Source organism: Lysinibacillus sp. FJAT-14222, from assembly GCF_001278875.1.
GTDB lineage: Bacteria > Bacillota > Bacilli > Bacillales_A > Planococcaceae > Lysinibacillus > Lysinibacillus agricola.
In genome coordinates, this window is record NZ_LIYL01000005.1 from 53457 (window position 1) to 67264 (window position 13808).

General features: G+C 38.5%; 13 protein-coding genes, 1 pseudogene and 2 riboswitches. Of the genes and pseudogenes, 1 reads left to right on the plus strand and 13 read right to left on the minus strand.

Annotated features, from left to right (window positions below; translation table 11 throughout):
* Positions 1-268: 268 nt before the first annotated feature.
* Both AN161_RS02310 and AN161_RS02315 read right to left on the minus strand, forming a co-directional pair.
* Entirely contained in the window at positions 269-934 is a 666-nt protein-coding gene (locus tag AN161_RS02310) for a precorrin-3B methylase (RefSeq protein WP_053592769.1), read from the minus strand.
* A gap of 52 nt (positions 935-986) precedes the next feature.
* Positions 987-1988, minus strand: coding sequence for an ABC transporter substrate-binding protein (locus AN161_RS02315; RefSeq protein WP_053592770.1), 1002 nt, complete (start codon positions 1986-1988; stop codon positions 987-989).
* 176 nt (positions 1989-2164) lie between these two features.
* Positions 2165-2352: riboswitch (cobalamin riboswitch) on the minus strand.
* A 181-nt stretch (positions 2353-2533) separates the two neighbouring features.
* On the opposite strand from AN161_RS02315, the gene AN161_RS02320 reads away from it, so the two are divergent.
* Complete coding sequence (locus AN161_RS02320; protein WP_053592771.1) at positions 2534-4474, plus strand: TetM/TetW/TetO/TetS family tetracycline resistance ribosomal protection protein; 1941 nt, start codon at positions 2534-2536, stop codon at positions 4472-4474.
* Between the two features lie 256 nt (positions 4475-4730).
* Here the strand turns inward: AN161_RS02320 and AN161_RS02325 are convergent, their stop codons facing one another.
* The 11 genes and pseudogenes from AN161_RS02325 to AN161_RS02375 form a co-directional block, all read right to left on the minus strand.
* Entirely contained in the window at positions 4731-5504 is a 774-nt protein-coding gene (locus AN161_RS02325; RefSeq protein WP_053592772.1) for a hypothetical protein, read from the minus strand.
* Positions 5505-5754: 250 nt separating this feature from the next.
* Positions 5755-5939, minus strand: a riboswitch (cobalamin riboswitch).
* 421 nt (positions 5940-6360) lie between these two features.
* Positions 6361-6507, minus strand: a pseudogene (locus AN161_RS30440) (amidase); the annotation flags it as partial.
* A 652-nt stretch (positions 6508-7159) separates the two neighbouring features.
* Positions 7160-8410, minus strand: coding sequence for a HAMP domain-containing methyl-accepting chemotaxis protein (locus AN161_RS02335; protein WP_053592774.1), 1251 nt, complete (start codon positions 8408-8410; stop codon positions 7160-7162).
* Positions 8411-8552: 142 nt separating this feature from the next.
* On the minus strand, positions 8553-9971 hold the full coding sequence (aspA, locus tag AN161_RS02340) for an aspartate ammonia-lyase (RefSeq protein WP_053592775.1): 1419 nt from the start codon (positions 9969-9971) through the stop codon (positions 8553-8555).
* Positions 9972-10101: 130 nt separating this feature from the next.
* A complete protein-coding gene (locus AN161_RS02345) occupies positions 10102-10731 on the minus strand; it encodes an NAD(P)-dependent oxidoreductase (protein WP_053592776.1) in 630 nt (209 codons plus the stop codon).
* Between the two features lie 75 nt (positions 10732-10806).
* On the minus strand, positions 10807-11217 hold the full coding sequence (locus AN161_RS02350) for an Rrf2 family transcriptional regulator (protein ID WP_053592777.1): 411 nt from the start codon (positions 11215-11217) through the stop codon (positions 10807-10809).
* A gap of 113 nt (positions 11218-11330) precedes the next feature.
* The gene (locus tag AN161_RS02355) at positions 11331-11540 is read right to left on the minus strand and encodes a thymidylate synthase (RefSeq protein WP_241774474.1); all 210 of its coding nucleotides are present in this window, start codon (positions 11538-11540) and stop codon (positions 11331-11333) included.
* 42 nt (positions 11541-11582) lie between these two features.
* Positions 11583-11780: a hypothetical protein gene (locus AN161_RS02360; RefSeq protein ID WP_143114568.1), complete on the minus strand. Its 198-nt coding sequence runs from the start codon at positions 11778-11780 to the stop codon at positions 11583-11585.
* A 259-nt stretch (positions 11781-12039) separates the two neighbouring features.
* A complete protein-coding gene (locus AN161_RS29355; RefSeq protein ID WP_158002952.1) occupies positions 12040-12372 on the minus strand; it encodes a hypothetical protein in 333 nt (110 codons plus the stop codon).
* Between the two features lie 45 nt (positions 12373-12417).
* Entirely contained in the window at positions 12418-12711 is a 294-nt protein-coding gene (locus AN161_RS28470) for a hypothetical protein (protein WP_143114570.1), read from the minus strand.
* Positions 12712-12764: 53 nt separating this feature from the next.
* Positions 12765-13742, minus strand: a complete 978-nt coding sequence (locus AN161_RS02375; RefSeq protein ID WP_053592781.1) for a thymidylate synthase — start codon at positions 13740-13742, stop codon at positions 12765-12767.
* Positions 13743-13808 lie beyond the last annotated feature (66 nt).

A 13808-nucleotide genomic window follows, 5' to 3' on the forward strand; every position in this document is an offset into this window, starting at 1 on the left:
CTAGCTATATGAAAACCAAACAACTTAACACTGGCCAAAAACTTAAAACGCGCAAGAAATCAATTTTAGAAATGTTGATTTCTTGCGCTTTTATGATGTAAAATTTTTAATTTTGCTTTTCTTATGTCCCAGCCTCTTTATTAAGCCAAATCGACATACTGATGATAAAACACTTCTCTCTTTTTATCATCACATGAAGCGGTTTATCGGACGTACCTAGGAAAGCACCCAGTCGGTACAGAAATCAAGCCCACGTGATGATAATGAGTCAGATTAAGTCTTTCCAGTAATCAGCGCATTTTGTTCTACGATAAAATTTATAAAAGGGTTCATTCGGGCGAGCATGTTCCTTATAGAGACTAATGATTTGCTTTAATAAGTCTTCAATATGCTCAACACCTACCCTTTTAGCAAACAGTGTCCCAGCTTGTGCATTTGCACCCATAGGTACTGCCCCTAAATAGACATCAAAGCTATCCTTTTGATAGACAAGTCCAATATCATCATATACCGGATTATAACAAGCAGAAGCGCAGCCATTTACGTTTAAACGTAATCTTGTAGGGACAGATATTCCTTCTAATGATTGATATAGCTGTTCAGTAATCGGTGCTGCCTCCATTTTATCCCCATCACAGAAATCACAGGCTTTCATCGCCACAATTGGTCCTTGCTTTGCCACATACAGGCCAGCCTCTTCTAGCTCCTCAATCGTATTTGCTACAACTACTGATGGTATAGATAATAATATACTGTAAGAGGCAGAGTATTTGATTGCACCTGTTTCTCCTACAACTTTTGCTATTGTTTGGAATTGTGCAGGGGTATAATGTTTATTAATAATGCCTGGGCTTACGGCAAGACGGGTAAAATCCCCATTACTGTTTAGCTTTTCGAAGGTTTTGTCTGGTATATTCGTATGAAATTCGTTCATAAATACTTCTCCTTATGAAAAAGGAGCTAGCAAAACGCTAGCCCAGATTTTTTTAGTTTTTAAAGCTGTCAGGATAGAAGCCTTTTGCTAATACTTGAATGGCTTCTGCAGCACGAACCCCTTCAGACGCAGCAGAAAGTGGTAAGATCACAAAGCGTTCATTTTTGACTGCTTCCATTTCTTTCAAGGCTGGATCATTTTTTAAGAAATTTATTTTTTCTTCCGCCGTTGTTTCTCCGTAATCAACGACAACAACAACTTCTGGATCACGTTCTACTGCATCTTCTTTTGACACAGTAGTCCAACCTGATTCCACATCACCAAAAATATTTTTACCACCAGCAATTGTCACAAGCTCATTCATAAAGTTTTGTCCAGCTGTAAAGACATCTTTATCACCACTATCAAACACTAAAACGCGTAAGTTTTCCCCATCTTGTGGTAATTTTGCACGTACAGCCTCCACATCCTTTGTCATTTGTGCAATTAATGCTTCTCCACGATCCTCAACACGGAAAATTTTTGCGATATTTCGAATATCTGCGAAAATATCTTCTAAAGTTGGTTTCGTCATACTTGAGGCTGTATGTAAATAAGAGTGAATCCCTAAAGTTTCAAGCTCTTCCTGTGTACCAACACCTTTCTCTCCAAAGGCGCTTTTCCAGCCCCCATATAAAAAGTCTGCTTCAGCATCAATAATCTGTTCCTTTGTAGGATACTGTTCAGCTAACATAGGTACTTTATCGTATGCAGCTTGTAATGGCTCATAAATTTCGTCATCTAAGTAAGCCGTCCCTACCATTGAATCTTCTAAGCCTAAAGCCAACATAATTTCTGTCACGTGCTGATTTAAGCTAATCGCTTTTTTTGGTGCTTCCTTATATACTTGTGTTGTTCCATTATTTTCAATCGTTATTTCTGTCTTTTCAGCTTGTGAAGGCTCTACCTTCTCACCTTGTGTAGCAGATTCTGGTTTGTCCTTTTCACTACATGCACCCAATATTGCCATCAATGCGATCGCAAAGACTAGCCACAAACTTTTCCATTTCTTCATGTCCTCTTCTCCTTTGATGTTAAATATATAGAAAGAAATCATTAGACTTCTTTGCTATCAAGTTACTTTGACTAGAAGTTAAAAAAGGGCATAAAAAAATCCCCTTGTTTCCAAGAGGTTAGCATAGTGAAAGAAGGGTTTTTCAACCTATTCACTATCCCCATCCTCGTGGTTTAAGTAAAAGAATACATATTGGCAGGTATCCTGGCTTAGGTTCATCATCTATACGCCTTCCCATAGCTTAGCTACAGTGGCATCTCGTATAGACTCCCCATTTACAGTTGCGGGACAGCATCGGATTTGCACCGATTTCCCTTTTAAGCAAATGACAAAGGTCATTTGCACCAATACGTCGTTATATTTTATTGTTGTAAATGATATTGATAAACTAGCAAATTCACAATCTCACAAAAATACCAATAAATCATAATCATAAATATATTAACACTATTGCGACATAAACACTAACTATTTTTATACGAAATATTTTTTAACCCATTCTGTTACAATGTTGATAAACGAACTAATAGAAACGAGGATTTTTTATGCATGTAACAATTGGTGTACTCGCTCACGTTGATGCAGGAAAAACAACATTTTCTGAGCAGTTACTATTTCATACAAACAGTATTCAAGCCCGCGGACGAGTGGATCACCAGGATACATTTCTAGATAATCATGAGCTGGAGCGTCAGCGAGGCATTACAATTTTTGCGGAGCAAGGTCGCATGTCGCTTGGAGATGATACATATACGTTAATCGATACACCTGGGCACGTCGATTTCTCTCCAGAGATGGAGCGTGCCATTCGGGTTATGGATTATGCCATTATTATTGTTAGTGCAGTTGAAGGAATACAAGGTCATACGGAAACAGTGTGGCAACTTTTACGCCAATATCACGTCCCTACCTTCTTTTTTATCAACAAAATTGATCGTGAAGGGGCAGATGTTGAAGCCGTTATGGCACAGCTTCAAAAGGATTGCTCTGAGGATGTACTATTCGTAGATGAACCGCTCCGTTCTGACTATGTTTCAACTCACATGATGGAGTGGCTTGCTGAACGTGATGAGCAGCTTCTCGATGCTTTTCTAAATGAAACATTGGATAGTTCCAACTGCCTTACTCATTTACAAGCGATGATTAATCAAGAAAATGCCTTTTTGTGTTTTACTGGCTCTGCCTTAAAAGATATTGGGATAAAGGAATTCCTAGCACAGCTTCCCCTACTTACAGAGACACATTTTAACAATAATGTAGCGTTTCAAGGCGAAGTCTTTAAAATTCGTCATGATGGACACCAACGCTTAACTTTTTTAAAGGGATTACAAGGTACATTGCATGTGCGGGATGAATTTTCGTTTGGTGATGTGACAGAAAAAGTGACTGAGATTCGGCTATATAATGGCAGCCGTTATGAAACCGTACAAGAGGTTAAAGCCGGAGAGATTTTCGTAGTCAAAGGGATTAGTCAGGCAAACATCGGCGATATCATTGGTCGTGCAAGCAACTCGCAGCCCTATGAATTAGTGCCAACGTTGCAGGCAAAAGTACAATATGAAGGCGATCAGCATATAAAGGAAGTTTTAAAAACTTTTCGCATGCTTGAAGCAGAAGAACCATCATTACGTGTTATTTGGCATGAAAAGTTTCAAGAAATTCATGTACATATTATGGGTGTCATCCAACTCGAGGTTCTTATCGAAGTGCTCAACAAACGCTTCTCTCTAGACATTTCATTTGGCGAACCACAGATTTTATACATGGAAACAATCTCAACAACTGTGACAGGCTACGGTCATTTTGAGCCATTAAAGCATTATGCAGAAGTCCATTTATTAATGGAGCCAAATACACGTGGTACTGGCAATACATTTGTCAATGCATGTCATGCGGATGATTTATCGGTTGGGCATCAACGACTCATTGAAAAGCATTTATTCGAGCGCGATCATCATGGGCTGTTAACAGGTTTTCCCGTGACAGATATACGCTTCACTCTCTTAACGGGGCGTGCACATATTAAACATACTGAAGGTGGCGATTTCCGAGAGGCAACATTCCGTGCATTACGTCAAGGGCTAGAGCAAGCAGAAAATGTATTACTAGAGCCGTATTACCGCTTTAAGCTTAAAGCCCCTAGTGATTTTATCGGCCGCATGATGACCGATATTCAGCAAGCTTCTGGAACATTTGACGCGCCAATCTTAACTGAAAATAATGCGATTTTAACCGGACGTGCCCCTGTCGCAACATTTATGAGCTACAGTACAACCTTTGCCGCCTACACCAATGGTAAGGGCGTACTCTCCCTACAATTTGATGGCTATGATTTGTGTCACAATACTGAAGACATTATCGCGCAAATTGGCTACGATAAGAACGCCGATCCTGAATATACATCCTCTAGTATTTTTTGTGCAAAAGGCAAGGGTTACTCCGTTCCATGGCAGGAAGCGGAGGCAGCTATGCATTGTACTAAATAGATTTATAAAAAAAACAGGACTTGATTTTAGTTATATCAATGTCCTGTTTTTTTGTGTTTCGTGGGATTTGCTGGGTGATTTCGTGGGGATTCTTGCTTCGCGCGGGTATTTGCTTTGCTTCCGCGGGTATTCGACCTGCTTCCGCGGGTATTTCCTTGCTTCGCGCGGGTATTCGCTCTCCTTCCGCGGGTATTCTCCTACTTCGTGCGGGTCGCCCCGAGCATCTTTAAATCCTTGCCGCGGATATTTCTAAACTTTACAAAGCTTGTACCGTTTCCCCATCCTGTTTAATAAAGCGATAGGAAGGCTCCACGACTATATAACCATGAGCATTTGAAAAATCAATTATTACCTTGCCAGGTCGACTTTTTAAAAGTTGTAAATTATCAATTAATTCAAGCAATAGCTCATGCCCGTTACCGCGTGGGTGCCAGTTTAAATGATAATCATTCAATTCACTCACAGCCTGTAAAAATTGCTTAAATTCACGCTCTACAAAGTTTATCAGTTTAGCATTTTCTTGTTTCGCTTCATCACTTGTTGATAAATCCTCCAAATATGTTTCATAAAAGCGCATCACTATCGAACACAATAAATCATTGACACGAGCAGCACTTAGTATTGCCTTAGGGACTTGGGAAAGTCGCTCTAAATTTGGTTTTGCACGAGTCGAATCGATGCGAGTAATTAAATGATAATGCTCACCATTCACCTCGTACACAATTGGATTTGTCGGCATATACATCATAAAATCATTTGTTTTTGTTTTAAGCTGATCTGTAATGTTTGCCTTTGCAAAAAGGTGCCCATTAAAACTTTCATTTTGAATCCAAATAATATCTTTGTTATAAAAAATTTGATCAAACAATCGTTCATTACTAATAAGATTACTAGCTAATAATTGATCGACAAGTGATTCTACGACCATTCTTGTTGTAGCTTTCTTGGCAACTTCAGTGCGTGGTTGCTTACAAATTTCCATATCTACATATTGCGATTCTTGTGCTGTACATACATGAATATTCGTCATACGTGCATCCTCTTTTCGTACATATTTTTCAAAACGGAAGTATTCTTTCGCATAAAAAAAGGATTTCCTACAACAAGAGGAAATCCTTCATTCTATCTTTTTCACTCATCACATAATGTCAAATTATACCCAAGCATAAAAGAATTGCCTCGAAAGCGACTACCTTCTCTTATTTTGGGCGTTTGACGTACAGTGACGAACAGAGCATTCTGTTTTGTCAACATGCCACCTCCTATTCCTCGTAGGGTTCTGGTGTGTACTCATAATAGGCAGGTATCCTGACTCATGATCACCGCTACTTTTCCCCTTCCCGTCGTTAAACAGTGGTCTATGAAAAGTCGCTCACATTTACAGTTGCGGGACAGTGTCGGAATTGCACCGACTTCCCTTTTAAGTAAATTGCACGCAATTTACACCTATTACTCCACGCTATTCAGTTGTTAGAGGAATCTAATGTACTATAGATTCCTTATAGATTATTAAAATCAATTGTAAAGGAGTATTTTTCCAAAGTCAAATAACATAAAATATTCCAGTTCCTTATTCTTTTTCTTCTAGTTATAATGCTTGAATTGTGCGTTCGTCTTCAATTATCTCGTTCTCTGTTTCCATTTGTTTTATAATATCGGATAACTCCCAAAAGCAAAATTATACTCATAGGTATAGTCCCGTATGAATATGGTTGTTCAAATGCAGCAACAAACGAATTATACAACTAACGCAACCTATTGATTCACAAAATATAAAAAGACAGAATTTATTCTACGTGTTGTAGATTAAATCTGCCTTTTTCTTTTATCAGCGACAATCTTTGGAAAAACAGTCATTTTTAAAGTGAATTGAGTCTTGTAGGATCTTAATACAACTCCGGAGCTTTTCGTAATTTACTTGCTTGTTCGTATGAAAATGCGAGTTTTATTAGTACATCCTCACTAAATGCAGTTCCAGCGAAAGTTACGCCAAACGGTCTCCCATTTTTCATATACCCCGCTGGGACGGCAATAAAGTCCTTGTGTAACGCCCTCGTCTCATTAGAAAAGATCAGGTTGAGAGGTGAATGAAATTGAATAATATTAATATCGAACTAGGAACATTAATACTTTTTCTTATTGTACTACTTTTAATAATTAGTATTTTTGGATTTATAATTAGAAAGTTGCTAGGTGTCGAAAGAAAGATATGGTTTTCTGTTAATTACCTTAACGAAAGACATAAAAAACTAGATTGGTTTGTACGAATACTTTTTACAACTCTATTTTTAATTAGTACTTATTATATGATTTACAATGATAATGTTGGAATTGCTTGGTATTTTGAAACATAGTTTATCATAATTGTCTTTTTAATAGCATCTGAAACATTACGTGCAATTATGGAATGGAAATACGCAGAAAATAAAAAAGATTCTATTGCTACTATCGCAGAAATGATGTTTATGATTAGCATAGTATTAATTACGATAAAAACTGGTTTTTTCGGCTTATTTAATATTTAATTCTAAAGTTTTTAAGCGGAGCTAGCGGCTCAATATAGTGGAAAAGTTGATAACAACGGTCATCAATGCTCCTGAAATAGAATAAAAAAGGGCTATTTCGCAGAAAGTTTCCCCTGCAAAATAGCCTTTTTTATTTATGTTTCTTTCAATTAGTTACACATTATTGTCCATTAAATCGCTGTGTAAGTTTTTGTAAATTTTCAGCTTGTACACATAGGTCTTGTGACACTACCATATTGACTGCTTGCATGGAGGCATTTTGCTCATCGACTGATTGTAGAATGACCTCTGTATAATTAGATAAACTTTCCATTCCATTGGCGATCGTCGATACTAATTTTGTTACCTCATTAGCGCTACCTGAAAGCTCCTCAGACGTTGCGGAAATATCCTCTAGCTGGTTCGCCATTTTGCTAACATTCTGAGAGATTGTGCCAAATGACTTTGTGGCTTCATCGATGACATAGACGCCCTGTTGAACGTTTTTCAAATCCTCTTCAACAGAAGTTGCTACTTGTTTTGTATCGCTTTCAATGCCAACTACTAGCTCGACAATTTGAGTGGCTGAATGCTTAGATTGCTCTGCCAATTTTCGAACTTCCTCCGCTACTACTGCAAAGCCTTTGCCATGCTCTCCAGCACGTGCCGCTTCAATCGCTGCATTTAGTGCAAGCAAATTCGTTTGATCTGTAATTGCTGTAATCATGTCTGTCATAGATTTGATATCCGTCATTTTGCTTGATAATTGTTGCATTAATTCGCTCGTTTTTTCAGTAGAAGTTGAAATAAATTGCATTTGATTTTTAGCCACATGTAAAATTTCCGCACCGTTGCCTGCAATTTCATTTGCTTCTTTGGCATGATCAAAAACACCTTGCGTGGCCACGGTAATACGTTCAATGCCGTCAGCAGTCTCCTGCATAGAAATAGCACTTTCATTAGCAGACTGTGCAGCTTGCTTAAGACCCTCAGTCGTTTTCTCCATTTGTGAGTCAACTTCCTCAACTGCAATCGTAATTTCATTTGTACTTGCTGATAGTTCCTCTATGCTCGCTGATAAGTCTGTAGAACTACTTGCAATTTTTTGTGTCATCGTATGTAATTGTTCTTTCATCTCTATAAACGCTTTAGCTAACTCTGAAATTTCATCATTGGAATTCATCTCAATCGGAGCAGTATGCAAATTTCCTTCAGCTATTGCTTGAGCGGATTCTGCTAATTGATTAATGGGCTTAATAATTTTAAATTTTACATAGAAAATACACGATATTGTCATAGTAATTCCTATTACTGTTAATAAAGTAGATAGCCATTCTAATGAAGTCACATTTGCTAGGTCTATAATTAAAATAACACCCATGAGAACATTTAAAGTAGAAAAGCCAATTATACTTTTTTTTCGTAAACTCATACTAAATTCCTCCAACTATAATATTATTCCAACGTAGTCATTATAGTTGAAATATCCTAAATTTCATAGAAAAAAGCCCAACTTTTATAAGATTAAAGACATATAAAAAGCACTTTGCTCTCACAAAGTGCTTTCATAATCATTATTTAAATTTCATTATACTTGATCCTGCAATACCTGGATGTGTCATCTCATATGGATCTAGAATTAAATCTAATTGTTCTTTCGTTAGTACACCCTCTTCAAGGCAAAGCTCACGAATTGAACGACCAGATAAGATTGCTTCACGTGCAAGTCGGGCAGCTACCTCATAGCCAATATGTGGGTTTACTGCTGTTAGAATACCAACGCTTTTTTCCACATATTCTTTCATGCGGTCTTCATTTGCTTCAATATCCTTCAAGCAATTTTGTGTAAATGCTCGGAACACGTTATTCATAATACTAATAGATTGAATTAAGTTGAAGACAAGCACAGGCTCCATTACGTTTAATTCTAATTGTCCTGCTTCAGATGCTAAAGAAATTGTTTGGTCATTACCAATTACTTGGAAGGCAACTTGGTTAAGAACCTCTGGCATAACAGGATTCACTTTCCCTGGCATAATAGACGAACCAGGCTGACGAGCTGGTAAGATGATTTCCCCTAACCCAGCACGTGGACCAGATGCCATTAAACGAAGGTCATTAGCAATTTTCGACATATTAATCATACAGATTTTCAATGCGCCTGATACTTCTGTATAAGCATCTGTATTTTGTGTTGCATCCACTAGATGTGTAGCGCCTTTAAGCGGCAAACCTGAAATTTCTGCAAGATGAACATCTACTGATTTAATATAATCTGGGAATGCATTTAATCCTGTACCAACAGCTGTTGCCCCCATATTTACATCATATAAATTTGGACGAGTTTGACGAATGCGGGCAATATCACGGTTAATAACACGACAATATGCTTCAAATTCTTGTCCTAATCGAATCGGTACAGCGTCTTGTAAATGCGTACGACCCATTTTAATAACATGCGCAAATTGCTCCGCTTTTTGGTGGAACACCGCTTGCATGTTTTCCATTGTAAGAAGTAATTCATCTATCAAATTCAACACAGCAATATGAATAGCTGTTGGGAAAGCATCATTTGTTGATTGAGACATATTAACATGGCTGTTTGGGCTAATTGTTTGGTAGTCCCCTTTTTCTTTGCCCAAAATTTCTAAGGCACGGTTAGCAATGACTTCGTTGGCATTCATATTAATAGATGTGCCAGCACCGCCTTGGATTGGATCTACGATAAATTCAGCATCCCATTCACCATCAATAACTTCTTGTGAAGCTTCGACAATTGCATCTCCGATTTCTTTTGAAAGTAGGTGTACTTCCATATTACCTAATGCAGCTGCTTTTTTAACAATCCCCATTGCCTTAATAAGGGCTGAGTGAATCGTGTAACCTGTAATTGGGAAATTTTCAGTTGCACGAAGCGTTTGAATTCCGTAATAAGCATTGCTTGGTAATGCACGTTCACCTAAAAAGTCTTTTTCTATACGTTGTGTGGACATAATTGTCGTCTCCTTTTATGTAATACTCACACTTGATAGTAGCTAATTAATGCCGTATTGTAAACAGTCATTTATCTGTAAAATGAAAAATAACAAAAACCGAGCGCAGTTTTTACGCTCGGTTTCATCATTATTTATTAGAAGTCACTGTAAAACGTGTGTTTACATGCTTTGGATTTTCAATTTCATCTAACACAGCAATGGCATAATCTGCATAGCTGACATAACTTTCACCAGCAGCGTTTACTAATAAATGATCTTCTCCAGCAGTATAGCTGCCTGTACGTGGACCCTCTGGATCAAAAAAAGCAGATGGGCTTAAAAATGTCCAAGCAATAGTTGATTGTTGTAAGTCACGTAGATTTTCACCTTGGTTTTTTGCTGTCGCGTAAAACATTTCTGGGAAATCCGGAGTATCCATTACGCGTACTATTTTCTCTGGGTCTACAAACAAACTACCCGCCCCACCAACAACAAATAATTTTGTATCAATGCCAGTAAAGATATCAATTAAATGACGGCCAGCTTTCACATGTAATTCCTCCTGACCAGCAGGAGCGCCAAACGCATTTACGACTACGTCAAAGCCTTTCACCTCTTCTTGAGATAATTCAAAAACATCCTTTTCAAAAACATGAATATTTGCTGTTACTTTAGAAGCCGAACGTACAATCGCAGTTACATCATGACCACGCTGTAGTGCCTCCTCCACAATTGTTTGTCCTGCTTTCCCTGTTGCACCAATTACTGCAATTTTCATACTTATAATTCCTCCCATTTTTTAATTGTAACTATTTAAGTTACAGGTTAGATACAAAAGACCCACTTCGTTAATTTAACGAAGTTGATCTAGCACATCCTGTAAAGTTTGCGCTTGTAGCTGTTCTTCCATTGCATGCCAAACAGTTGTATAAACACCCTCCAATGTACGTTGGATTTTTCGACCTACCGTACATGCTGGATTTGGCTCATCGTGAATCGCAAATAGCTGCTCGGGCCCATCAATCGCATGGTAAATGGCTAAGAGCGTTAAATCTTTTGGCTCCACTAATAGGTCATAGCCTGCTATTCCTGTTTGTGACGTAAGCAAGCCCGCTTTTTTTAGCACCCCGATCATTCGTCGCACGACAACTGGATTTGTATTTACACTCCCTGCGATAATATCAGATGTTAGCTGACTTTTATCAGAGGTTGTTGCAATGAGCGAAAGTATATGGATCGTTACCGAAAATCGACTGTTCACCATATGTATCACCACCTGTTGTAACTATTATAGTTACAGGTTTAAATAAATGCAAATGAATTGCTTTATTTGCTCCTGTATTTATTTTTTCCGTTTGAAGGAGTATTATACGATGATTATATTTTCTTTACGTAAATGACTAATTCTTGTCGTATTTCTCCATTTTCCTCATAAAAATCTAAATTATGAAATTCATACTTAAAATGGCCAACTGGAAACGTCACACTTTCGCCCTGTGCCGCTGCTAATATGCCTGCCACATCATGTGACATCATTTGTAAAAGCTCTGTACCTGAAAACGCTTCTATAAATATCACGTTCATCATAAAACACCTCCCAAGCTATTATAGCTTAGAAGACGCTTACATTTATAGTCTTTCTTTATACCGTTTAAGGCGAATCTCCTCAATAACCTGCATCATATTATCTATTTGCTCCTGTGTTAATTTTGTAGAGATGTGTGGCAGCTCATGTTGTTGAATAGAGTCCCCGTTTTGTTGAGAAGTATTCATAAGCAACTTCGTCCTTAAATGCTGCTCACGTCCTCTTCCATCTAGTTGAAACACCAATGATCTCCCCACACCATTCACCTCTACATTTTTATTGAAAACTCCCATATTAAAACTTATATCGGAAAAATTTTCATAAATTTTAACTTTCTTCATATAAAGTGCTAGAGAATTTGGCTCTCTATTAAATAATTCGGATCGGTTTTTTGGTGTTTAATCCGTCGCTTTGGTGTTTCTTTCCGTCGATCTGCCAGTTCCATCCGTCGCTTTGATGGTTCTTTCCGTCGCTCTGATTTCTTTCCGTCGCTCTGCCAGTTCAATCCGTCGCTTTGATGTTTCTTTCCGTCGCTCTGCCGATTCTTTCCATCGCTCTGATTTCTATCCGTCGCTCTGCCAGTTCCATCCGTCGCTTTGATGTTTCTTTCCGTCGCTCTGATTTCTTTCCGTCACTCTGCCGGTTCTTTCCGTCGCTCTGCCAGTTCCATCCGTCGCTTTGATGTTTCTTTCCGTCGCTCTGCCGGTTCCATCCGTCGCTTTGATGTTTCTTTCCGTCACTCTGCCGATTCTTTCCATCGCTCTGATTTCTTTCCGTCACTTTGATGTTTCTTTCCGTCACTCCGATTTCTTTCCGTCGCTCTGCCAGTTCCATCCGTCGCTTTGGTGTTTCTTTCCGTCGCTATGCCAGTTCCATCCGTCACTTTGATGTTTCTTTCCGTCGCTCTGCCAGTTCCATCCGTCGCTTTGAAGTTTCTTTCCGTCGCTCTGCCGATTCTTTCCATCGCTCTGATTTCTTTCCGTCGCTCTGCCAGTTCCATCCGTCGCTTTGATGTTTCTTTCCGTCACTCTGCCGATTCTTTCCATCGCTCTGATTTCTTTCCGTCACTCTGCCAGTTCCATCCGTCGCTCTAGCTCTTCTATCCGTCGATCTGCCAGTTCTATCCGCCACTTTAGCCATTCTTTCCGTCGATCTAGCTTTTCTATCCGTCACTCCTCCGTATGTTTGTTTAAAAAAACAGCAACCAGGACGGCTGCTGCTTCGGTTTAAACGGCAATTGGTGCTTTAATGACTGGATGAGGATCATAGCCCTCAATAGAAAGATCTTCAAGTTCTATGTCGAAAATTGACGTTTTATTCGGATTAATTTTTAAGGTTGGTAGGTCCTTAGGTTCGCGTGAAAGCTGTTCTTTTACTTGCTCCACGTGATTTGAATATATATGAGCATCCCCAATGCTATGAATAAATTCGCCGACTTCTAAACCACATTCATGTGCAATTAAATGTGTCAGTAAGGCATATGATGCAATATTAAATGGACAGCCTAATAATGTATCAAGGCTCCTTTGCATTAACTGACAGCTCAGCTTACCATTTGCTACATAAAATTGGAACATTACGTGACACGGAGGTAATGCAGCTTTACTGCCCTTTGCTCCAGCATTGATCACGTCCTCTGGATTCCATGCATTGACAATAATGCGTCGTGAATCTGGATTGTGCTTGATTTGATGGATTACATCTTGCAATTGATCAAGGCTTTCTCCTGTTGATGTTGTCCAATTACGCCACTGCTTGCCGTAAACATTTCCAAGCTCCCCGTATTTACGTGCAAATTCATCATCTGTTAAAATTCGTTCACAAAATGAAGCTAACTCTTTTTGATAAACAGCATTAAAAGACTCGTCTGCTAAGCAGCGACGACCAAAGTCTGTCATATCAGGACCTGAATATTCATCAGACTCCACCCATTTTTTAAAAGCCCATTCATCCCAAATATGATTGTTGTTTTGTAGTAGATAACGAATATTTGTGTCCCCTTTAATAAACCAAAGTAGCTCACTTGCTACAAGCTTAAATGGTACACGTTTAGTCGTTAAAAGAGGAAAACCTTTGCTTAAATCAAACCGCATTTGATAGCCAAATACACTATATGTACCTGTTCCTGTACGATCTTCCTTTTTAACTCCATTATCTAATATATGTTGTAATAAATTTAAGTACGCGATTTCTGGATGCGTCATGCCAATCAACAGCTCCTTCAAGTATGCTGTTGACCATTATAACATCTAATAACTACATTTGGTCGT